Genomic DNA, 21,568 nt, shown 5'->3' with positions numbered 1-21,568 from the left:
GACATGAAACGAAGGGGAGAGAGAAAAGGCCGGCGCCCGAGGGGAGCCGGCCGGGGTGGTTATTCTAGGGCCGCTGCCGGACCGAAGAACTCATAGCGGCTCTGCTGCTCGGGAATGCCCAGGGCCTGAAGGTGGCGCTTGATCGCGGCCATGAAACCCTTGGGCCCGAGGAAGTAGGCGTCCAGGTCGCGTTGCTCCGGCAGCCACTCGGCCAGTTGCTCGCGGGTCAGCATGCCCAGCTTGTCCGCCGCCGGGCTGACACCGTCATCCTCGGCGTAGCAATAGAAGCGCTTGAGCTGTGGATACCGCTGGGCCAGTTCATCGACCCAGCTGCGAAAGGCATGCACCTGGCCGTTGCGGGCGCAGTGGATGAAATGCACCGGACGCTCGGTGGCCAGCGCCGCCTCCAGCATCGGCAGGGTTGGAGTGATGCCCACCCCGCCGCTGATCAGCACCAGCGGTTTGTCGCTGGCCGCCAGGGTGAACTCCCCCGCAGGAGGGAACAGCATGACGCTGGTGCCCACCGGGCACTGGTCATGCAGGTAGTTGGAGGCCACGCCGCCGGTTTCACGCTTGACGCTGATGCGGTACTGGCCCTGGTTGGAAAGTGCCGAGAGGGAGTAGTTACGACGGATTTCCTCGCCCCCTATAAAGAGCTGCAAACCGATGTACTGCCCCGGTTCAGCGGCGAGGATCGGCCCCTGGTCCAGCGGTTCGAAATAAAAGGAGGTGATTTCCGCGCTTTCTTCCACCTTCTGCACCAGCCGGAACTCACGGGCACCGCGCCAGCCGCCGGGCGCCTGGGCTTTCTCGTCGTAGATCGCCGCCTCGGCGCCGATCAGGATATCCGCCAGCTGGTTATAGGCGGCGGCCCAGGCATCGATCACTTCCTGGGTGGCGATCTCGCTGCCCAGCACTTCGGAAATGGCCCGCAGCAGGCAACTGCCGACGATGGGGTAGTGTTCCGGAAGGATCTGCAAGGCGACGTGCTTGTTGATGATCTTGGCCACCAGATCCCCCAACTGGTCCAGTTGGTCGATGTGCCGGGCATACATCAGAACACCATTGGCCAAGGCCCGGGGCTGATCGCCGCTGGCCTGATGCGCCTGGTTGAACAGTGGCCGCACTTGCGGGTACTCGGAGAGCATCATCCGGTAGAAGTGGGTAATCAGGGCTTCGCCGCCGCTTTCGAGCAGGGGCACAGTGGCTTTGATAATGGCACGATCTTGAACGCTTAGCATAAGGACAACTCCTGGACTTTATGACTGCTTGCAGGTTTCCTATGCCTAATCAGTTTTCGTGCCAAAAATAAATCCGTTAAATATCAACAAGTTAAAATAAATATAGTCATAAAGACACTCTGTCTTTTATAGTCATTAAGACACCACGGAGTCATTATGACTGCAAAATCCCTGCTCACCGCCCTGCTTCCCCTGGTCACCGACCTGTCCCGCGAGCTGCCCGAAGGCGAGCGCTATCGCCGCCTGCTGGAAGCTCTGCGCGCCCTGCTGCCCTGCGATGCCACCGCACTGCTGCGTCTGGATGGCGAGTGGCTGGTGCCCCTGGCGGTCAACGGCTTGAGCACCGACACCCTGGGCCGCCGTTTCAAGGTCAGCGAGCATCCGCGCTTCGCCGCCCTGCTCGGCAGCCCGGGCCCGACCCGCTTTGCCAGCGACAGCGACTTGCCCGACCCCTACGACGGGCTGGTGGAAGGGCTCGATGATCACCTGGAAGTGCATGACTGCATGGGCTGCCCGCTGTTCGTCGACGAGCGCCCCTGGGGCCTGCTGACCCTCGATGCCCTGGACCCGCAGCGCTTCGAACCCATCGAGCTGGATGCCCTGCAAGCCTTCGCCAGCCTCGCCGCCGCAACGGTCAGCGCAGCCCAGCGCATCGAACGCCTGGCCCAGCGCGCCGAAAACGAGCACCAGCGGGCCGAGGTCTATCGCCAGGCCAGTGGGCAGAACCGCGAGATGATCGGCCAGAGCAAGGCCCACAAACGCTTGCTGGAGGAAATCAAGCTGGTGGGCGGCAGCGACCTGACGGTGCTGATCACCGGAGAAACCGGCGTCGGCAAGGAACTGGTCGCCCAGGCTATCCACGCGGCTTCGCCCCGGGCCGAGCAGCCGATCATCAGCCTCAACTGCGCGGCCCTGCCCGACACCCTGGTGGAGAGCGAGCTGTTCGGCCACGTGCGCGGCGCCTTCACCGGGGCCACCCAGGATCGCCGGGGAAAATTCGAACTGGCCAATGGCGGCACGCTGTTTCTCGATGAAGTGGGCGAGTTGTCGCTGACAGTACAGGCCAAACTGCTGCGGGTGCTGCAAAGCGGCCAACTGCAACGCCTGGGGTCGGACCAGGAGCATCGGGTCGACGTGCGCCTGATTGCCGCCACCAACCGCGATCTGGCGGAAGAAGTGCGCAACGGCCGCTATCGTGCCGACTTCTACCACCGTCTCAGCGTCTACCCCCTACGGGTGCCGGCACTGCGCGAGCGCGGCCGCGATGTGCTGCTGCTCAGTGGCTACTTCCTGGAACAGAACCGCTCGCGCATGGGCCTGGGCAGCCTGCGCCTGAGCGCTGAGGCGCAACAGGCGCTGCTGGCCTACCACTGGCCGGGCAACGTTCGCGAGCTGGAGCACTTGATCGGGCGCAGCGCTCTGAAAGCGCTGGGCAACCACCCCGAGCGACCGAAGATCCTCAGCCTGGATGCCGGCGATCTGGACCTGCCCCGGGCCAGCGAAAGAACCAGCGCCCCCGTCGACCCTGCTGTTGCAACCCAGGCCATGCCTGCCGTAGCCGGCGACCTGCGCCAGGCCACCGACCACTACCAGCGCCAACTGATCAGCAGTTGCCTGGAGCGGCACCAGCACAACTGGGCCAGCGCCGCCCGTGAGCTAGGCTTGGACAGGGCCAACCTGAGCCGCCTGGCCAAGCGCCTGGGCCTGCGGTAAACGCCAGCGCCGACAAAGCGCCCCGCCCCTCTGCAGGAGCCGGCTTGCCGGCCAGGGTCGCGCCGCCGACGGAAAGCGGGAACACCGCTAAAGCCAGCCCTGAACACGTCGATAACCCGTTATCAATGGTTGTCCGTGGCCCGTGCCACGAGCCAATTTTCTCCAGAGAAGGTTTTTATGTCCTCCAACAAAGCCCGCGCAGATTCGCTATCGCTTCTGCTGTTTACCTTGCGCAGCGGCAAGCTGATGGCAATCAACCTGCTTAAAGTCAGTGAAATCATTCCCTGCCCGCCGCTGACCAAGCTGCCCGAATCCCACCCCCACGTGAAAGGCATCGCCACCCTGCGGGGCAACTCGCTGTCGGTGATCGACCTCAGCCGGGCCATCGGCGAGCGGCCCCTGGCCGACCCCGACAGCGGCTGCCTGATCGTCACTGACGTCAGCCGCTCCAAACAGGGCCTGCACGTGCAGGCCGTGAGCAAGATCGTGCATTGCCTGACCACCGATATCCGTCCACCGCCCTTCGGTTCTGGCGGCCTCAAGTCCTACATCACCGGGGTGACCCAAGTGGACGGCACCCTGGTGCAGGTACTGGATATCGAGAAAGTGATCCATGGCATCGCCCCGGCCCAGATCGAGATGGCGCCCACCGAGCTGAGCATGGAAGACGCCGAAGCCCTGGGCAACGCGCGGATCCTGGTGGTGGACGACAGCCAGGTGGCACTGCAGCAATCGGTACACACCTTGCGCAACCTCGGCCTGCAATGCCACACCGCCCGCAGCGCCAAGGAAGCCATCGACTGCCTGCTGGAACTGCAAGGCACGGCCAACGAGATCAACCTGATTGTCTCGGACATCGAGATGTCGGAGATGGACGGCTACGCCCTGACCCGCACCCTGCGGGAAACCCCGGACTTCGCTCACCTCTACGTGCTGCTGCACACCTCCCTGGACAGCGCCATGAACAGCGAGAAAGCCCGTGTGGCCGGTGCCAACGCCGTGCTCACCAAGTTTTCCTCGCCAGAACTGACCCGCTGCCTGATCGACGCAGCCAAGACCATTGCCACCCAGGGCGCCTGAGGCATGAGCCAGATCCACTGTTTGTTGATGCGCCGCGATCTCACTGCCCCTTTGGCAGCGCCGCAGTGGCCTGCCGGCATCACTGTGCACAACTACAGCCCCGAGCATGCGCAGGCTGTGCATCAGTTGATGCATCTGGGCTACCAGGACGGTGGCGGCGACGTCCCGGTGCTGGACAGCTGGCGCCAGGCCTTCGAGAGCGATGCCGAATACGACCCCGAACTGTGCCTGGTGGCCCGGGATGCCGAAGGTGTGATCGGCGTCGCCCAGTGCTGGACCAGCGCCTACATCAAGGACCTGGTGGTACACCCCCGCGCGCGCGGCCAGGGCCTGGGGCGCGCCTTGCTGCAGCAAGCCTTCATCCTGTTCGCCGAACGCCGGGAAGGCTGCGTCGATCTGCGGGTACTGGAAGGCAACCTGGGGGCCCGGCGCCTCTACGAAAGCGTCGGCATGTACATCGTGCGTCACGAAACCCTCGACTGATCCGCCGGTCACTATCCTGTAGCTGCCGCCGAAGGCTGCGAACGGCCGGATCAGCCCCGGCGATCCCAAAGCCCCTGCGCCCCAAGGAGCCGCCCCCATGAACGCCAAGACTCTGTGCCTGCTCTGCCTGGCCACCCTCACCGGCCAGGCCAGCGCCTCCAGCGACGATGCCTGGGCCGCCCTGGAGCAGGCCATCCGAATCAGCTGTACCCAGGCCAGCGGCCTGCAAAACCCCAAACCCGTGGGAACCATCGCGCAATTTCCCGACCAGGTCGGCGTCAGCGCCCTGTTGCTGCAAGGCCGCTACCCGCAGAAACACATGCGCGGCCAATCGGGCATCGAACTGTGCCTGTACAACAGGCAGACCGGCCAGGCTGCGGTCAGCGAGTGGGACTCGATCCGGCCGGCCCTCAAGGCCCGGTGAATGGCGCATAACTTGCTTCGGCATGGACCCGGGTAGCGTCCATGACGGTTTTCCCACCTGACTCCTGCTGATCCACAAGGCGCTTCGTGCAATGAACACTCAGTTTTCCTGCGTCGGCTGCGGCAAATGCTGCAACGATCACCACGTGCCCCTGACCCTGCTGGAAGCCCGCGACTGGGCGGCCGACGGCGGCCAGGTGATCATTCTGGTGGAAGCCTTCCTCGGCAATGGCCTGGGGCTGCCGATGCAGCAGCGCGAGCACGCCGAACGCCGTTCCTGCCGGGTCCGCAGTGGCGCCACCGAAGCCTATGTGGCGATCACCTTCGCCGCCTACAACGTCGGCCCCTGCCGGAATCTTGACGAAGACCAGCTGTGCCGCATCTACCAGCGCCGGCCACTGGTGTGCCGCATCTACCCCATGGAAATCAATCCGCACATTCCCCTCAACCCGCAGGCCAAGGAATGCCCGCCGGAATCCTGGGAACAGGGCCCGCAACTGATTCTGGGGAATGAACTGGTGGATCAGGATCTGGCCGAGCTGATCCGCCGCTCGCGCCAGGCCGACCGTGACGACATCCACACCAAGGAAGCCATTTGCGCCTTGCTGGGCATTCGCACCACAGCGCTCAAGGGCGACGGGTTCACCGCTTACCTGCCGGACATGGGCGCCCTGGCTAACGCCATCGACCAGGTCCAGGCTGCACCACCCGGAGCACCGGGCCAGCCCTGGCGCTTTCACCTGTCCGGAGACGATATCGCCGATCAGGTCCAGGCCGCCGGTGCCCAGGTGGTCAGTGAAACGCCTCTGGACTACGCCTTCATTTCCCTGCGCGCCGCCTGAGCCGCGGACAATGGCGGGGCGGCGAACAGCCCTAGCCGCGCTTGTGCCAGAACTCCAGGGCCAGTTGCCGCAAGTCCCCCGCCAGCCCGGCCACGTCGCCTGAGTTGACGTGGCTGAGCTGGCCGGCACTGACGGTCGCCTCACAGGCATTGCGAATGCCGATGATGTTGCGGTTGATGTCCTCGCTGACTGCGCTCTGCTCTTCCACCGCTGCGGCGATCTGCAAGCTCATCTCGGTAATCTGGTTGACCCGCTGGCTGATGCCGTCCAGGGCCACCGCCGCGCGCTTGGCCTGGTCGACACTGCTCTCCAGGTGCTGGCTGCTGTGCTGCATGGCCTCCACCGCATTGCGCGCGCCCATTTGCAGGGTGCTGATCATGCGCTGGATCTCGTTGGTGGAATCCTGGGTACGCTGGGCCAGCCCGCGCACTTCATCGGCAACCACGGCAAACCCCCGGCCCTGCTCCCCGGCCCGCGCCGCCTCGATTGCCGCATTCAGGGCCAGCAGGTTGGTCTGCTCGGCGATGCTGCGGATCACCTCCAGCACCCCGGAAATGTCGGTGCTATGGCTTTCCAGTTGATGGATGACCTCGGTGGCCCGCTCCAGCTCGCTGGCCAGGCGCAGCACCGCACTGCGGCTTTCGCCCACCAGCAGGTGGCCCTCACGGGTTTCGCTTTCCGCCTGGTCCGCTGCCACCGAGGCCTGCTGGGCATGGGTGGCAACCTCGGCGACGCTGGCCGCCATCTGGTGAATGGCCGCCGCCACCTGATCGGTTTCCGCCTGCTGTTCCAGGGTGCTGTTGTGGCTGCTGTGCAGATGCTCCACCAGTTCCGCGGCATGCCCCTCCAGGCGCTGGGACGCATCGCCGATGCGCCCCACTACCGCGCCCACCTGGGCTTCGAGCATCTGCAGGGCGAACTCGATGCGCCCGAACTCGTCGGTACGGCCGGTATAGATGCCCTGGCTCAAGGGGTTGTCACCGATCTGCCGGGCGCGCTCGGCCAATCGATCCAGTGGCCGCGCTTGCACGCCGACCGCCGTCAGGCTCAGGCACCACCCCATGGCCATCACGGCCCCCTGGACCATCCAGGATTCGGGCAGCAGCCACACTGAAACGCCGTAGCTGCCGATGAAGCCGGCGCTGATGGAGGCCCAGAGACGCAACCGCAGGCTGATCACCGGCAACAGGCTCCACCACGAGGGGCCGGCACCGTTGAGCTGGGCATAGGCCCGCTCCGCCGCCTCGATCTGACGGACGCTGGGTTTGGTGCGCACCGACTGGTATTCCACCGCCTGGCCATCGCGGGTCACGGGCGTGACATAGGCACTGACCCAATAGTGATCGCCGTTCTTGCAACGGTTCTTCACCATGCCCATCCACGAACGGCCGCGCTTGAGGGTGCGCCACATGTGGGCGAAGGCCGCGGAGGGCATATCCGGGTGGCGCAACAGGTTATGCGGCGAGCCCAGCAACTCCTCACGGCTGTAGCCACTGATCTTGATGAAATCAGGGTTGGCGTAGGTGATCGCGCTAGTCAGATCAGTGGTCGAAAGGATATTCGCATCAGGGGCAAAGTCCACGTTTCGCCCAGTAACCGGAAGGTTGATCTTCATGGATAGCGCGCTCGTATGTGTTGGGTGGAGTCGGCAGGGCTGCTGACTCTAAGCGCACTGATGCCACAAATACTGATCCAGCTCAGGTTTAAAGCAATTAGCCATCATTGCGATTAAAAAAGCGCAAATCGGGATTTTTTCTGCGAATGTCGGCGATATCAGCGTTTGCCCATGGAGCGACGAGTGCCGGGAGGCGCTGCGCCGGGGGTCTTGGTGTGTCCGTTGCTGGCACCATTTTTGTACCAGGGCTGCTGGGCATTCTTGGCAGGAGCAAACTCGGAAGGCTTGAAGGGAAACTTGAACGCCGGGATCGCCGCTGTGCTCGGGGTGTCGGTAGCGGTTGCGTCGGCGGCTGGGTCGACGTTCAGGGCGTCATCCGCAGCGGGTTGTGCAGGGGAAGTCATGGAAACTCCAGGAGAGAAAGGAAATCCGCGCCGGGGTCCAGGCCGCAGTGGGCGCCAGTATACCTGTGCGCCAGCCATCTTTGATCGGGGCCCACCGGGAGTTTTCTGACAGCGCTGACAGCTGGCCGTCACGGTGCTGACCGGGTTGTCGGGCTATAACTGTGCCCAGATCATGGCCATCCTTCCGACATCATTGCCCGGCGCTCTCTCCCCATGCCCATTGCCAAGAAAACAGTCGTGACCGCAGCGGTACTCGTGGTGCTCATCGCCGGTGTCGCGTGGTTCCTGAACAAGCCCGCCACAGCCAAGCTGGCCGCGCCCACGGCAATTCCGGTACGGGTGGTCAGCGTGCACCAGCAGGATGTGCCGCGTTACGCCAGCGGCATCGGCACGGTACTGTCGCTGCACAGCGTGGTGATTCGCCCACAGGTGGATGGCATCCTGACCCGGCTGCTGGTCAAGGAGGGGCAACTGGTCAAGACCGGCGACCTGTTGGCGACCATCGATGATCGTTCGATACGCGCCAACCTCGATCAGGCCCGGGCCCAGCTGGCGCAGAACCAGGCCCAGTTGCAGGTGGCCCAGATCAACCTCAAGCGCTACAAGCTGCTGTCGGTGGATGACGGCATCTCGAAGCAGACCTATGACCAGCAAGTGGCCCTGGTCAATCAGCTCAACGCCACGGCCCAGGGTAACCAGGCTGCCATTGATGCCGCTCAAGTACAGCTTTCCTACACTCAGATCCGCTCTCCCGTCAGCGGCCGGGTGGGGATTCGTACCGTTGATGAAGGCAACTTCCTGCGCATGAGCGATACCCAGGGCCTGTTCTCGGTAACCCAGATCGACCCGATTGCCGTGGAGTTTTCCCTGCCCCAGCAAATGCTGCCAACCCTGCAGCAACTGATCCGCGCCCAGGACCCGGCGGCGGTCAAGGCCTTCCTCGGCGCTGACAGCAACAGCGCCGGGGCCCTGCTGGGCAACGGCCACCTGACCCTGATCGACAACCAGATCAACGCCGGGACCGGCACCATCCGCGCCAAGGCGGAGTTCAGCAACGCCCAGCAGCAGCTGTGGCCCGGGCAACTGGTGACGGTGAAAATCCAGACCGCCCTGGACCAGAACGCCCTCACCGTACCGCCGACCGTGGTCCAGCGCGGCCTGGACCAGCACTTCGTGTACCGGGTCAAGGGCCAGCAGGTGGAAGTCGTGCCGGTGCAGGTGGTGTATCAGGACAGCGGGTTGAACATCATCTCCGGGGTCCAGGCTGGCGATGTGCTGGTCAGTGACGGCCAGTCGCGACTCAAGCCCGGCTCCCAGGTCCAGGTACTGAGCGATCCACCCCAGGTGGTACAGGCGACGGAGCCCCAGCCATGAAGGGCCATGGCTCGGTGTCAGCCTGGTGCGTCGACCATCCGGTCGCCACCGTCCTGCTGACCTTCGCCCTGGTACTGTTGGGCGCCATTGCCTTCCCGCGCCTGCCGGTGGCTCCGCTGCCAGAGGCCGAGTTCCCGACCATCCAGGTGTCCGCCGCCCTGCCCGGTGCCAGCCCGGACACCATGGCCTCTTCCGTGGCCACGCCCCTGGAGGTGCAATTCAGCGCCATTCCCGGCATGACCCAGATGACCTCCAGCAGCGCCCTGGGCTCGTCCTTGCTGACCCTGCAGTTCACTTTGAACAAGAGCATCGACACCGCCGCCCAGGAAGTGCAGGCGGCGATCAACACCGCCGCTGGCAAGTTGCCCAAGGACATGCCCACCCTGCCCACCTGGAAGAAGGTCAACCCGGCGGACAGCCCGGTGCTGATCCTCAGCATCAGTTCGACGCAGATGCCCGGCACCGAGCTCAGTGACTACGCGGAAACCCTGCTGGCCCGACAGATCAGCCAGATCGACGGGGTCGGCCAGATCAACATCACCGGCCAGCAGCGCCCGGCGATCCGGGTCCAGGCTTCGGCGGACAAACTGGCGGCCATCGGCCTGACCCTGGCCGACATCCGCCTGGCGATCCAGCAGACCAGCCTCAACCTGGCCAAGGGTGCACTGTACGGCGAGTCGAGCATCTCCACCCTGTCCACCAACGACCAGTTGTTCCATCCCGAGGAATACGGCCAGTTGATCGTTTCCTACAAGGACGGTGCCCCCGTGCACCTGCAGGATGTGGCGCGGGTAGTCAACGGTTCGGAAGATGCCTACGTCCAGGCCTGGTCCGGCGACCAACCGGGGGTCAACCTGGTGATCTCGCGCCAGCCCGGCGCCAATATCGTCGAGACCGTGGACCGCATCCAGGCTGCCCTGCCAGGCCTGGAGGCCATGCTCCCGGCCTCGGTGCAGGTCAAGGTGCTGGTGGACCGGACCCAGACCATCCGCGCCTCATTGCACGAAGTGGAGATCACCCTGCTGATCGCCGTGCTGCTGGTGGTGGCGGTGATGGCGCTGTTCCTGCGCCAGTGGTCGGCGACCCTGATCGTCTCCGCGGTGCTGGGCGTATCCCTGACCGCCAGTTTCGCCTTGATGTACGTGCTGGGCTTCAGCCTGAACAACCTGACCCTGGTGGCCATTGTCGTGGCCGTGGGCTTTGTGGTGGATGACGCCATCGTCGTGGTGGAGAACATCCACCGCCACCTGGAAGCCGGCGACGGCATGCGCGAGGCGGCAATCAAGGGCGCCGGCGAGATCGGCTTCACCGTGGTCTCCATCAGCTTCTCCCTGGTGGCGGCGTTCATTCCCCTGCTGTTCATGGGCGGCGTGGTGGGCCGGCTGTTCAAGGAGTTCGCCCTGACCGCCACTTCCACCATCATGATTTCGGTGGTGGTCTCGCTGACCCTGGCCCCCACCCTGGCGGCCCTGTTCATGCGCGCGCCGGTGCACCCGGCCCATGCCAAGCCGGGCTTCGGCGAGCGCCTGCTGGCGGTCTACGAGCGCGGCCTGCGCAAGGCCCTGGCCCACCAGAAACTGATGCTGGGGATCTTCGGCCTGACCCTGAGCATGGCCATTGCCGGTTATATCCTGATCCCCAAGGGCTTCTTCCCCGTGCAGGACACCGGCTTCGTGCTCGGTACTACCGAGGCTGCGGCGGACATTTCCTACCCGGACATGGTGAAAAAGCACCAGGCGCTGGCCGAGATCGTCGCCGCCGACCCGGCAGTGCAGGCCTTCTCCCACTCCGTGGGGGTCTCGGGCAGCAACCAGACCATCGCCAACGGCCGCTTCTGGATTTCCCTCAAGAACCGTAGCGACCGGGACGTGTCTGCCAGTGCCTTCATCGACCGCATCCGCCCGCAACTGATGAAGGTGCCCGGCATTGTCCTGTACCTGCGGGCCGGCCAGGACATCAACCTCAGCTCTGGTCCCAGCCGCGCCCAGTACCAGTACGTACTGAAAAGCAACGACGGCCCGACCCTGAGCACCTGGACCCAGCGCCTGACGGAAAAGCTGCGCAGCAACCCGGCCTTCCGCGACATCTCCAACGACCTGCAACTGGGCGGCAGCATCACCCACATCCATATCGATCGCACGGCTGCCGCGCGTTTCGGCCTTACCGCCAGCGATGTCGACGAGGCACTGTACGACGCCTTCGGCCAGCGCCAGATCAACGAGTTCCAGACCGAGATCAACCAGTACAACGTGATCCTTGAACTCGACACCCAGCAACGGGGCAAGGCCGAGAGCCTCAACTACTTCTACCTGCGCTCGCCGCTGACCGGAGAAATGGTCCCGCTCTCTGCCCTGGCGCGCTTCGATGCGCCCACCATCGGCCCGCTGTCGATTGCCCACGACGGCATGTTCCCGGCGGCCAACCTGTCCTTCAACCTGGCCCCCGGCGTGGCCCTGGGCGATGCGGTCATCCTGCTCAACCAGGCCAAGAGCGAGATCGGCATGCCAACGGCCATCAGCGGCAATTTCCAGGGCGCGGCCCAGGCCTTCCAGAGCTCGCTGGCCAGCCAGCCGTACCTGATCCTGGCGGCGCTGGTGGCGGTGTACATCATTCTCGGGGTGCTGTACGAAAGCTTCGTGCATCCCTTGACCATCATTTCCACCCTGCCCTCGGCCGGGCTGGGCGCCTTGCTGATGCTCTGGCTGTGCGGCCAGGACTTTTCCATCATGGCGCTGATCGGCCTGGTGCTGCTGATCGGAATCGTCAAGAAGAACGGCATCCTGATGATCGACTTTGCCCTGGAAGCCCAGCGCCACGGCGGCCTGCCTCCCGAGGAGGCGATCTACCAGGCCTGCATCACCCGCTTCCGGCCGATCATCATGACCACCCTGGCCGCCCTGCTCGGTGCCCTGCCGCTGATGCTCGGCTACGGCGCCGGCGCCGAACTGCGCCAGCCCCTGGGGATTGCCGTGGTGGGCGGCCTGCTGGTCAGCCAGGCCCTGACGCTGTTCACCACGCCGGTCATATACTTGTGGCTTGAGCGGCTGTTCCACCGGCCCCAGCCGGCCCTGTTGCCGGCCACCACTACCTGAGGCGGGTCATGCGCGTTCTGATTATCGAAGACGAAGAAAAAACGGCCGATTACCTGCACCGCGGGTTGACCGAGCAAGGCTACACCGTCGACCTGGCCCGGGACGGCGTCGAAGGCCTGCACATGGCTCTGGAGGGCGACTATGCCGTGATAGTGCTGGATGTGATGCTGCCCGGCCTGGATGGCTTTGGCGTATTGCGAGCACTGCGTGCGCGCAAGCAGACCCCGGTGATCATGCTCACCGCCCGCGAACGCGTGGAAGACCGCATCAAGGGCCTGCGCGATGGCGCCGACGACTACCTGGGCAAGCCCTTCTCCTTCCTTGAACTGGTGGCCCGCCTGCAAGCCCTGACCCGTCGCAGCGGTGGGCATGAGCCGGTGCAGATCAGCATCGCCGACCTGTGGATCGACCTGATCAGCCGCAAGGCCAGCCGTGCCGGCAGCCGCCTGGACCTGACCGCCAAGGAGTTTTCCCTGCTCAGCGTGCTGGCCCGGCGCCAGGGCGAGATCCTGTCCAAGACCGCCATCGCTGAAATGGTCTGGGACATCAATTTCGACAGCGACGCGAATGTCGTCGAAGTGGCGATCAAGCGCCTGCGGGCCAAGCTCGACGGCCCCTTCGAACAGAAACTGCTGCACACCATCCGTGGCATGGGCTATGTGCTGGAGAGCCGCGGTGCCGAGTAACTCCATCGCCCTGCGCCTGAGCGGGCTGTTCACTCTGGTGGCGCTGCTGATCTTCCTGCTGATTGGCGGGGCCCTCTACCAGCAGGTGGACAAGGGCCTGGGGCTGCTCCCGGAAGCCGAACTGGATGCGCGCTACAGCGTGCTGGAGTCGGCCCTGACCCGCTACGGCAACCCCGAGCACTGGGCCAAGATCAACGCCAAGCTCAAGCTGCTGAGCGAGGAAGACAAGCGCATCCGCTTCTGGGCCATCAGCGGCGACCCCGGCTATGAATACGGCAGCCCCGACGCGCAGATCCGCGAATTCGCCCAAGGCCCCCTGGGCATGCGTGACCTGAACCTGAGCGATCACCCCTATCCGCTGAAAGTCCTGGTCAGCCAGTTGCCGGCCAAGGAACAGCGCCCGGCCCTGCGTTTTCTGATCGCCATCGACACCGACACCTTCCACCAGACCCAGCATCAGTTGCTGATGGCCCTGATCGGCCTGGCCATTGTCGGCGTGCTGCTGGCCTCGGCCCTGGGCTACTGGGTGGCGCGGATCGGCCTCAAGCCGCTGATCAAGCTCTCCCAGGAAGCCCAGCGCCTGGCACCGCCACGACTGTCCGGGCGCCTGCAATTGTCGCCACTGCCGCCGGAACTGAAGCAGTTCGTCAATTCCTTCAACTCCACGTTGGAACGGGTCGAACACGCCTACTCGCGCCTGGAGTCGTTCAACGCCGATGTGGCCCACGAACTGCGCTCCCCCCTGACCAACCTGATCGGCCAGACCCAGGTCGCCCTGACCCGAGGGCGCTCGGCGGAGCATTACTTCGAGGTACTGCAATCGAACCTCGAAGAGCTGGAGCGGCTGCGTTCGATCATCAACGACATGCTGTTCCTGGCCAGTGCCGACCAGGGCAGCAAGGCCACCAAGCTCACCACCAGTTCCCTGGCGGCGGAAGTGGCAACGACCCTGGACTACCTGGACTTCATCCTAGAAGACGCCCAGGTCAGGGTCGAGGTCCAGGGCGATGCCCAGGTGCGGATCGAGGTTGCCCACCTGCGCCGGGCCCTGATCAACCTGCTGAGCAACGCGGTGCAGCACACCGCAGCCGGGGAAGTGATCCAGGTGCGGATCGAGGTCCAGGAACACCAGGTGGCGATCGCCGTCAGCAACCCGGGGCAGGACATTGCCAGTGAACACCTGCCACGGCTGTTCGAGCGTTTCTACCGGGTGGATGCCTCGCGCAGCAACAGCGGTGCCAATCACGGCCTGGGGCTGGCCATCGTCAAGGCCATCGCCCTGATGCATGGCGGCGATGTGTTCGTGCGCAGTGACCGGGGCATCAATACCTTCGGCCTGTACCTGCCTCTCTGACTCGGAACTCTCGGATTCTCGGATTCTCGGATTCTCGGATTCTGTAGGAGCCGGCTTGCCGGCGAAGGCGTCAACACATCCGGCGCAAGGCGATAGGGCGCGTTCGCTGGCAAGCCAGCTCCTACTATTGTTTTTTTTGTAACAGTCCTTATCCTGTTCGGCTCTTTTTCCAGCAGCCACGTGGTTATATTTTTGTCGCACCGAATTGAACTTGCTCTGCAAGAAGGTCTTCAGAAATGTCCAACAGTATGGGTATCGCCAGCGCGTTTGTTTTGTCTTCCCTGTTCGTGGCACCAATGGCCATGGCCGAAGAATCCCAGGGATTCGTGGCAAGAAATGCCGCACGCGCCGCCGCTTTCGAACAAGCCCAGATCGCCCAGGCAGCCCAGCAGCAAAACACTCAGCAAGCCCAGAAGATCACTGCTGAGCAAAGCAAGAGCGACACTCAGAAAGACAGTTGATCCTAGCTTTCGACTTGTTTCCCTCGACAACTTCTCTGCTTTCAACCCGGGAGTAAGTTGTCTTAAAGCCGCTGAGTTCAGCGGCTTTTTTTTGCCGTATAGAAACCCTCGGCACACTCGTCATACCCAGAACAAGAAACACCCGAATTCACAATAAGAAGCCATTGTCGTTCACCAAAGGAGCTAAACGTTGTTCAAGACCTCACTGAAGATCAGCCCCCTGTTCATTGCAATCGCCGCAACGATCCCGACACTCGGGCAAGCGGCCGAAGAAACCAAGGCCGAGGGTTTTGTCGAGGGTTCGAGCCTCAAGCTCAACGCCCGCAACTACTACATGAACCGCAACCGCCTGCAGCAGAACAAAGACAACATCGAATGGGGCCAGGGTTTTCTCGGCGTCTTCGAGTCGGGCTACACCCAGGGCACCGTGGGTTTCGGCCTTGATGCCAACGCCATGCTCGGCCTCAAGCTGGACGGTGGTGGCGGCACCACCAAGTCGAGCATCCTGCCTATCAGCGACGATGGCCGGCACAAGGCACCCGGCTCGTTCTCCACCGCCGGCGCCACCTTGAAAATGCGGGCCTTCGATACCGAGCTCAAGGCTGGCGACCTGTTCCTCAACAACCCGGTGATCGCCGGCGGCATGAGCCGCATGCTGCCCCAGACCTTCCGCGGCGTGAGCCTGACCAACCACAGCTTCGACGGCTGGTTGATCGAGGGCGGCCAGGCCAGCTTCACCAAGCCGTACAACCAGAGCGGACACAAACGCATCGGTACTTCCTACGGCAGCCTGCGCGAGGGCGACGAGAGCCTGCACCTGAACTGGGCCGGCGTGGCCTGGAGCGGCGTGCCAGGGCTGACCAGCAGCCTCTACGCGTCCGAACTCAAGGACATCTGGAACCAGTACTACTACGACCTGGACTACACCTACGCGGTCAACGAACTGGTCAGCCTCAACCCGGGCCTGCACTTCTATCACACTCAGGACACCGGCCAGGCGCTGCTGGGCAACATCGACAACAACACCTACAGCCTGCACTTCACCGTCGGCGTGGGTAACCACAGCGTCACCGCGGCCTATCAGCGGGTCAACGGCAACACACCGTTCGACTACATCGCCCAGGGCGACAGCATCTACCTGGACAACTCCCAGCAGTATTCGGACTTCAACGGCCCCAACGAGCGTTCGTGGAAGCTCAAGTACGCCTATGACTTTGCCGGTCTCGGCCTGCCGGGCCTGACTTCGGCGCTGTCCTACTCGCGTGGCGAGCTGGACCTGACCAAGGTCGATCCGGCCAGCCGCGGCTATGCCAGCTGGTACAGCGCCGACGGCAAGAACGCCAAGCACTGGGAGCGCGACCTGGACCTCAAGTACGTGGTGCAGGGCGGCAGCGCCAAGGACCTCGCCGTACGCCTGCAGTGGGCCACCAACCGTGGCGGCAACGGCTACGGCGCGCTGGACAACGACACCGACGAATACCGGGTGATCGTCGACTACCCGATCAACGTCTTCTAAGCCGCCCAAACAAAAAGACCAGCATGTTTTGCTGGTCTTTTTTTTATCGGAGATTTATACAAGCGCGCAGGCGTGACCGATTTCTGTAGCCCACGTCCACACTAGACTCAAAACTGTCGACGCAGCAGAAATCAAAATCATGAACGTGAGTAGTGCGACATCCCGCACAGGGAAGATCGCGTCAAATACCGAGCGCCTGCTGATCCTTTCCAGCTCGCTGATCGTTGTAGCCATTCTCGGCATCGTCACCTACCTGTTGATCCGCGAACACGCCGCTGCCGAACAGGCTGCCACACGTGCCGCCAACAACATCGTGCAACTGATCGACGCCGATGTATTGCGCAACGTCGAGCTCTACGACCTGTCTCTCAAGGGACTGATCAGTGCCGCGCAACGTGACGATCTGAAGGATGTTTCGGCGTCCATACGTCACCTGGCGCCGTTCGACCGGGCCACCGCAGCGCCCTACAAGGGCGACATCCTGCTGCTGGACAGGCACGGCGACGTGCTGGCCGACTCGGCCTCGGTCGTGCCGCGCACGGGCAACTACGCCGATCGCGAGTACTTTCGATCGCACATCGACAATCCGGACCCGAGGATGATGATCAGCCCGCCGTTCCGCGCGCGCACCGCCGATCACGACTGGCGGATCAGCTTCAGCCGCCGGCTCAGCGACGAGCATGGCCAGTTCATCGGGGTGGCCGAAGCGGCCATGCGCCTGAGCTACTTCAACGAGCTGTTCAGAAATCTGGATATCGGTCGCAACGGTACGATCAACCTGGTGAGCCGCGACGGCGTTCTGCTGGCCCAGCAACCGCCGCTGGCAGACGACCTGATAGGCAAGAACTTCAGCAGCCGCCCCAACTTCGTCCGCATTCTGCGTGAAGGCAACGGCAGCTTCAGCAGCGTCTCCAGCGTTGATCAGAAGCAGCGGCTGTACACCTTTTCCCAGGTCGGCGATCTGCCCCTGATCGTGATTGTCGCGCTGTCCATCGACGAGGTCTTCGGAGCCTGGCAACGCACCGCGGTGCTGATCAGCGGCGCCACTGGCGCCCTCTGCATCGCCCTGTTCTGGCTGACCTGGCAGTTGTGCCGCGAACTGCGGCGCCGGCAGAGCGCCGAGCAGGAACTGGCGCGCCTGGCAGCCGTCGATGCCCTCACCGGCCTGGCCAATCGCCGGACCCTGGACCAGGTGCTGGGCAACGAATGGTCGCGGGCCCGGCGCGCCAACCTGCCGTTGTCGCTATTGATGGTCGATGTCGATCACTTCAAATCCTTCAACGACCGCTTCGGCCATCCACTGGGGGACCAGGCCTTGCGTGCGGTGGCACAGAGCATTGGCGCCTGCGTCGGGCGCCCATCGGACCTGGCGGCGCGCTATGGCGGCGAGGAGTTTGCGGTCATCCTGCCAGGAACCGACAGTGCCGGCGCCGCCGTACTCGCCGAGAAGATCCGCACCAGCATCGCCGCCTTGCCGGCCATCAGCGAACACGCCGCGCCGCTGACCGTGAGCATCGGCATCAACACCTGGTCGGGTAACCCCGATATCGCTCTTGAACAATGGGTGAGCGACGCCGACAAGGCGCTGTATCAGGCCAAGTACAGCGGGCGCAACCGGGTGGTTTCCAACATGTCCCAGGGCGGCTCCAAGCGCGGCGCTTGAAACCGCAGGCATAAAAAAAGGCCATCCGGGGGGATGGCCTTCAAAAACAAAAGGAAAGAGAGAGTGACTTACACGGCCGCAACCGGACGCATGTAAGAGATCGGTGCAGTGCTGGCATCTTCGAAGGTCACGACTTCCCAGGCATCTTTCTGCTCAATCAACTTGCGCAGTAGCTGGTTGTTCAGTGCATGGCCCGACTTGAAGCCTTTGAACTCACCTATCAGGCTGTTGCCCAGCAGGTAGAGGTCGCCAATTGCATCCAGGATCTTGTGCTTGACGAATTCGTCTTCGTAGCGAAGACCGTCTTCATTCAGTACGCCATCCGAATCGACCACAATTGCGTTTTCCACGCTGCCGCCGAGTGCGAGGTTGTGCTTGCGCAGGTACTCGATATCACTCATGAAACCAAAGGTACGGGCGCGGCTGACTTCTTTTACAAACGAAGTACTGGAGAAGTCCACGCTTGCACTCTGGGTGCGGTCACGGAAAACCGGGTGATCGAAATCGATCTCGAAGCTCACTTTAAAACCATCGAAAGGCACGAAAGTGGCGCGCTTGTCGCCGTCTTCCACGGTCACTTCACGAAGGATGCGGATGAACTTTTTAGCTGCGTCCTGTTCTTCGAGGCCAGCAGATTGAATCAGGAATACGAAGGGTCCGGCACTGCCATCCATGATCGGGACTTCAGACGCGGAGAGCTCGACGTAGGCGTTATCGATGCCCAGGCCAGCCATGGCCGAGAGCAAGTGCTCCACCGTGTCCACTTTGACGTCACCGTTGACCAGAGTGGTCGACATCGTGGTTTCGCCAACATTTTCCGCGCGAGCAGGAATCTGCACCACAGGGTCCAGGTCGGCACGACAAAACACAATGCCGGTGTCGACAGGCGCAGGCTTGAGGGTCAGGTATACCTTCTCCCCGGAATGCAGGCCTACACCTGTGGCACGGATAATATTCTTCAGGGTGCGTTGTTTAATCATGGCTTGGGCCGCTTCAGCGCAAATTGCGAACTGGTATCAACAAAGGCTGGCGATAATAGCAGACCATGCCTTTGCTGAACACCAATCACCCTAATACCCCTGATGCATTCCATCAATCGGCCTGACGACGCAGGAATGCCGGGATGTCCAGGTAGTCCAGATCATCTTGCGGATTCAGCTTCGCCGCGGTCGCCGCGTTCGACTGCGCCTGATTGCGCATGACGGTCGGACGGTCCAGGTCACGGTAGTTCACCGACGGCAGTTCCTGACGAGCAGGGGCTGGCGCTTGCGACTGGGCGGACATGGAAGTCTGGACGGTGTTGTCGATGACCTTCACAGGCTTCTCGATTTTTGCGCCCAGGCCGGTGGCCACTACGGTTACATGCAGCTCGTCACGCATGTCCGGATCGATAACGGTACCGACCTTGACCATGGCGTGTTCGGAAGCGAAGGCCTCGATGATGCTACCCACGTCGGAGTACTCGCCCAGGGACAAGTCCGGACCGGCGGTGATGTTCACCAGGATGCCGCGTGCGCCTTCCAGGTTCACGTCTTCCAGCAGCGGGTTGCGGATCGCCGCTTCAGTGGCTTCACGTGCACGGTTCGGACCGCTGGCGCAGCCAGTGCCCATCATCGCCATGCCCATTTCGCTCATCACGGTACGTACGTCGGCGAAGTCGACGTTGATCATGCCCGGACGCTTGATGATGTCGGAAATACCGCGAACGGCACCGGCCAACACGTCGTCCGCCTTGGCGAAAGCCGACAGCAGGCTGGCGTCCTTACCGAGGATGGTCAGCAGTTTCTCGTTGGGGATGGTGATCAACGAGTCGACGCTTTCGCTCAGCGCGCGGATGCCCTCATCGGCGATCTGCATGCGCTTGCGGCCTTCGAACGGGAACGGACGGGTCACCACCGCAACGGTGAGGATGCCCATTTCCTTGGCCACTTCAGCAATGATCGGCGCCGCACCGGTACCGGTACCGCCGCCCATGCCGGTGGTGATGAACACCATGTTGGTGCCCGCCAGTACTTCAGCGATACGCTCACGGTCTTCCAGGGCGGCTTGACGGCCGACTTCCGGATTGGCACCCGCACCCAGGCCCTTGGTCACGCCGGTACCCAGTTGCAGGATGGTCCGCGCGCCGATGTTTTTCAGCGCTTGAGCATCAGTGTTGGCGCAGATGAACTCGACGCCTTCGATGTTGCTCTTGACCATGTGATTGACCGCGTTGCCGCCGCCACCGCCAACACCGATAACCTTGATTACCGGACTTTGCGGGATGTTGTCTACGAGTTCGAACATTTTCCCTCTCCTTTCATTTCTCTAGTTTTTCGCCTACTGCCTACTGCTTTGAAACGGTGTTGCGGTAAATCTTTAGAAGTTGCCCTGCACCCAGCTCTTGATGCGATCGAGCAGTGCCGCCTTGGGCTCGTCGCTGCTGTAGCTGTCGCGGCTGCCGATGCCGGAGAACGAGATGCCGTCGGACTGTTTCTGCAGCCCGTACAGCAGCAAGCCGACACCGGTGGAATAGATCGGGTTGCGCACCACGTCGGACAGGCCCTTGACACTGTGGGGCACGCCCAGGCGAACCGGCATGTGGAAAATTTCCTCGGCCAGTTCCACCGCGCCTTCCATCTTCGAAGTGCCGCCAGTGAGCACGATGCCCGCCGGGATCAGGTCTTCGTAGCCACTGCGGCGCAGTTCGGCCTGAATCAGGGTGAACAGTTCGTCGTAACGCGGTTCGACCACCTCGGCCAGGGCCTGGCGCGAGAGTTCGCGCGGTGGGCGGTCGCCAACGCTTGGCACCTTGATGGTTTCGCCGGCACCGGCCAACTTGGCCAGGGCGCAGGCGTAACGGATCTTGATTTCCTCGGCGTACTGGGTCGGGGTACGCAGGGCCATGGCGATGTCGTTGGTCACCTGGTCGCCGGCAATCGGAATCACCGCGGTGTGGCGGATCGCGCCTTCGGTGAAGATCGCCATGTCGGTGGTGCCGCCGCCGATGTCCACCAGGCACACGCCCAGCTCTTTCTCGTCGTCGGTGAGCACCGAGTAGGCCGAAGCCAGCTGCTCGAGGATGATGTCGTCGATTTCCAGGCCGCAGCGGCGCACGCATTTTTCGATATTCTGCGCGGCATTCACTGCACAGGTGACCACGTGCACCTTGGCTTCCAGGCGTACGCCGGACATGCCCAGGGGTTCACGCACGCCTTCCTGGTTGTCGATCACGTAATCCTGCGGCAGGGTGTGCAGAACCCGCTGGTCAGCCGGGATCGCCACGGCCTGGGCAGCGTCGAGGACCCGCTCCAGGTCCGCCGAGCTGACTTCACGGTCGCGAATCGCCACGATGCCGTGGGAGTTCAGGCTGCGGATGTGATTGCCCGCCACACCGACGAACGCCGAGTGGATACGGCAGCCCGCCATCAGTTGCGCCTCTTCCACCGCACGCTGGATCGACTGCACGGTGGATTCGATATTCACCACCACGCCCTTCTTCAGGCCGCGGGAAGGATGGGTGCCGATGCCGACGATTTCCAGCGAGCCATCGGCCGCGACTTCGCCCACCAGCGCCACAACCTTGGAGGTACCGATATCCAGGCCGACGATCATTTTGCCGCTTTGCACATTTGCCATGGT

The 21,568-nt window shown here is 63.1% G+C and carries 17 protein-coding genes and 2 pseudogenes; 12 read left to right on the top strand and 7 right to left on the bottom strand.

The window, feature by feature from the left end:
- Positions 1 to 59 precede the first annotated feature (59 nt).
- Positions 60 to 1,241: an NO-inducible flavohemoprotein gene (gene hmpA, locus ACUXVH_RS12525; protein WP_445494988.1), complete on the bottom strand. Its 1,182-nt coding sequence runs from the start codon at positions 1,239 to 1,241 to the stop codon at positions 60 to 62.
- A 156-nt stretch (positions 1,242 to 1,397) separates the two neighbouring features.
- Between hmpA and norR the strand changes: the two genes are divergently transcribed.
- The 5 genes from norR (at position 1,398) to ACUXVH_RS12500 (ending at position 5,782) form a co-directional block, all read left to right on the top strand.
- The gene (gene norR, locus ACUXVH_RS12520; protein WP_401335316.1) at positions 1,398 to 2,954 is read left to right on the top strand and encodes a nitric oxide reductase transcriptional regulator NorR; all 1,557 of its coding nucleotides are present in this window, start codon (positions 1,398 to 1,400) and stop codon (positions 2,952 to 2,954) included.
- A gap of 177 nt (positions 2,955 to 3,131) precedes the next feature.
- A complete protein-coding gene (locus ACUXVH_RS12515) occupies positions 3,132 to 4,034 on the top strand; it encodes a chemotaxis protein (protein WP_065365220.1) in 903 nt (300 codons plus the stop codon).
- 3 nt (positions 4,035 to 4,037) lie between these two features.
- Entirely contained in the window at positions 4,038 to 4,517 is a 480-nt protein-coding gene (locus ACUXVH_RS12510; RefSeq protein ID WP_015636918.1) for a GNAT family N-acetyltransferase, read from the top strand.
- 97 nt (positions 4,518 to 4,614) lie between these two features.
- Entirely contained in the window at positions 4,615 to 4,941 is a 327-nt protein-coding gene (locus ACUXVH_RS12505) for a hypothetical protein (protein WP_015636919.1), read from the top strand.
- Positions 4,942 to 5,032: 91 nt separating this feature from the next.
- Positions 5,033 to 5,782 (top strand): YkgJ family cysteine cluster protein, encoded by a 750-nt coding sequence (locus tag ACUXVH_RS12500; RefSeq protein WP_258611144.1) that lies wholly within the window; start codon positions 5,033 to 5,035, stop codon positions 5,780 to 5,782.
- Between the two features lie 31 nt (positions 5,783 to 5,813).
- On the opposite strand, the pseudogene ACUXVH_RS12495 reads toward ACUXVH_RS12500, so the two are convergent.
- The 3 genes and pseudogenes from ACUXVH_RS12495 to ACUXVH_RS12485 form a co-directional block, all read right to left on the bottom strand.
- Positions 5,814 to 6,803 (bottom strand): annotated as a pseudogene (locus tag ACUXVH_RS12495) (methyl-accepting chemotaxis protein); the annotation flags it as partial.
- 312 nt (positions 6,804 to 7,115) lie between these two features.
- Positions 7,116 to 7,397: pseudogene (locus tag ACUXVH_RS12490) on the bottom strand (PAS domain-containing protein); the annotation flags it as partial.
- 158 nt (positions 7,398 to 7,555) lie between these two features.
- Entirely contained in the window at positions 7,556 to 7,801 is a 246-nt protein-coding gene (locus tag ACUXVH_RS12485) for a hypothetical protein (protein ID WP_011063296.1), read from the bottom strand.
- Positions 7,802 to 8,014: 213 nt separating this feature from the next.
- On the opposite strand from ACUXVH_RS12485, the gene ACUXVH_RS12480 reads away from it, so the two are divergent.
- From ACUXVH_RS12480 to ACUXVH_RS12450, 7 genes are all read left to right on the top strand, one after another.
- On the top strand, positions 8,015 to 9,175 hold the full coding sequence (locus tag ACUXVH_RS12480; protein ID WP_065365217.1) for an efflux RND transporter periplasmic adaptor subunit: 1,161 nt from the start codon (positions 8,015 to 8,017) through the stop codon (positions 9,173 to 9,175).
- On the top strand, positions 9,172 to 12,267 hold the full coding sequence (locus tag ACUXVH_RS12475; protein WP_065365216.1) for a multidrug efflux RND transporter permease subunit: 3,096 nt from the start codon (positions 9,172 to 9,174) through the stop codon (positions 12,265 to 12,267). The genes ACUXVH_RS12480 and ACUXVH_RS12475 overlap by 4 nt, the downstream gene beginning before the upstream one ends.
- 8 nt (positions 12,268 to 12,275) lie before the next feature.
- Positions 12,276 to 12,953: a heavy metal response regulator transcription factor gene (locus ACUXVH_RS12470; protein WP_011063299.1), complete on the top strand. Its 678-nt coding sequence runs from the start codon at positions 12,276 to 12,278 to the stop codon at positions 12,951 to 12,953.
- On the top strand, positions 12,943 to 14,307 hold the full coding sequence (locus tag ACUXVH_RS12465) for a heavy metal sensor histidine kinase (RefSeq protein WP_041119787.1): 1,365 nt from the start codon (positions 12,943 to 12,945) through the stop codon (positions 14,305 to 14,307). Before ACUXVH_RS12470 ends, ACUXVH_RS12465 begins: the two co-directional genes overlap by 11 nt.
- Positions 14,308 to 14,543: 236 nt before the next feature.
- Positions 14,544 to 14,768: a hypothetical protein gene (locus ACUXVH_RS12460; protein ID WP_011063301.1), complete on the top strand. Its 225-nt coding sequence runs from the start codon at positions 14,544 to 14,546 to the stop codon at positions 14,766 to 14,768.
- A gap of 190 nt (positions 14,769 to 14,958) precedes the next feature.
- The gene (locus ACUXVH_RS12455; protein ID WP_053153705.1) at positions 14,959 to 16,284 is read left to right on the top strand and encodes an OprD family porin; all 1,326 of its coding nucleotides are present in this window, start codon (positions 14,959 to 14,961) and stop codon (positions 16,282 to 16,284) included.
- Positions 16,285 to 16,423: 139 nt separating this feature from the next.
- Positions 16,424 to 17,947 carry a sensor domain-containing diguanylate cyclase gene (locus tag ACUXVH_RS12450; protein ID WP_065365215.1) on the top strand — a complete coding sequence of 508 codons (1,524 nt, stop codon included), beginning with the start codon at positions 16,424 to 16,426 and terminating at the stop codon, positions 17,945 to 17,947.
- Between the two features lie 68 nt (positions 17,948 to 18,015).
- Here ACUXVH_RS12450 and lpxC read toward each other — a convergent pair whose 3' ends face one another.
- The 3 genes from lpxC to ftsA all read right to left on the bottom strand — a co-directional run bounded on the left by lpxC (position 18,016) and on the right by ftsA (position 21,565).
- Positions 18,016 to 18,927: a UDP-3-O-acyl-N-acetylglucosamine deacetylase gene (lpxC, locus tag ACUXVH_RS12445; RefSeq protein ID WP_011063304.1), complete on the bottom strand. Its 912-nt coding sequence runs from the start codon at positions 18,925 to 18,927 to the stop codon at positions 18,016 to 18,018.
- Between the two features lie 112 nt (positions 18,928 to 19,039).
- Positions 19,040 to 20,233 carry a cell division protein FtsZ gene (gene ftsZ / locus ACUXVH_RS12440; RefSeq protein WP_011063305.1) on the bottom strand — a complete coding sequence of 398 codons (1,194 nt, stop codon included), beginning with the start codon at positions 20,231 to 20,233 and terminating at the stop codon, positions 19,040 to 19,042.
- A gap of 72 nt (positions 20,234 to 20,305) precedes the next feature.
- The gene (gene ftsA, locus ACUXVH_RS12435; RefSeq protein ID WP_011063306.1) at positions 20,306 to 21,565 is read right to left on the bottom strand and encodes a cell division protein FtsA; all 1,260 of its coding nucleotides are present in this window, start codon (positions 21,563 to 21,565) and stop codon (positions 20,306 to 20,308) included.
- Positions 21,566 to 21,568: the final 3 nt, after the last annotated feature.

The organism is Pseudomonas sp. 8(2025), assembly GCF_052665325.1.
The sequence above is the reverse complement of the archived record's forward strand: the minus strand, read 5'-3'. Positions and strand labels throughout refer to the sequence as shown.

Coding starts and splice junctions, on each gene's coding strand:
- hmpA (WP_445494988.1), bottom strand. CDS start 1,241: ATGCTAAGCGTTCAAGATCGTGCCATTATCAAAGCCACTGTGCCCCTG.
- norR (WP_401335316.1), top strand. CDS start 1,398: ATGACTGCAAAATCCCTGCTCACCGCCCTGCTTCCCCTGGTCACCGAC.
- ACUXVH_RS12515 (WP_065365220.1), top strand. CDS start 3,132: ATGTCCTCCAACAAAGCCCGCGCAGATTCGCTATCGCTTCTGCTGTTT.
- ACUXVH_RS12510 (WP_015636918.1), top strand. CDS start 4,038: ATGAGCCAGATCCACTGTTTGTTGATGCGCCGCGATCTCACTGCCCCT.
- ACUXVH_RS12505 (WP_015636919.1), top strand. CDS start 4,615: ATGAACGCCAAGACTCTGTGCCTGCTCTGCCTGGCCACCCTCACCGGC.
- ACUXVH_RS12500 (WP_258611144.1), top strand. CDS start 5,033: ATGAACACTCAGTTTTCCTGCGTCGGCTGCGGCAAATGCTGCAACGAT.
- ACUXVH_RS12485 (WP_011063296.1), bottom strand. CDS start 7,801: ATGACTTCCCCTGCACAACCCGCTGCGGATGACGCCCTGAACGTCGAC.
- ACUXVH_RS12480 (WP_065365217.1), top strand. CDS start 8,015: ATGCCCATTGCCAAGAAAACAGTCGTGACCGCAGCGGTACTCGTGGTG.
- ACUXVH_RS12475 (WP_065365216.1), top strand. CDS start 9,172: ATGAAGGGCCATGGCTCGGTGTCAGCCTGGTGCGTCGACCATCCGGTC.
- ACUXVH_RS12470 (WP_011063299.1), top strand. CDS start 12,276: ATGCGCGTTCTGATTATCGAAGACGAAGAAAAAACGGCCGATTACCTG.
- ACUXVH_RS12460 (WP_011063301.1), top strand. CDS start 14,544: ATGTCCAACAGTATGGGTATCGCCAGCGCGTTTGTTTTGTCTTCCCTG.
- ACUXVH_RS12450 (WP_065365215.1), top strand. CDS start 16,424: ATGAACGTGAGTAGTGCGACATCCCGCACAGGGAAGATCGCGTCAAAT.
- lpxC (WP_011063304.1), bottom strand. CDS start 18,927: ATGATTAAACAACGCACCCTGAAGAATATTATCCGTGCCACAGGTGTA.
- ftsZ (WP_011063305.1), bottom strand. CDS start 20,233: ATGTTCGAACTCGTAGACAACATCCCGCAAAGTCCGGTAATCAAGGTT.
- ftsA (WP_011063306.1), bottom strand. CDS start 21,565: ATGGCAAATGTGCAAAGCGGCAAAATGATCGTCGGCCTGGATATCGGT.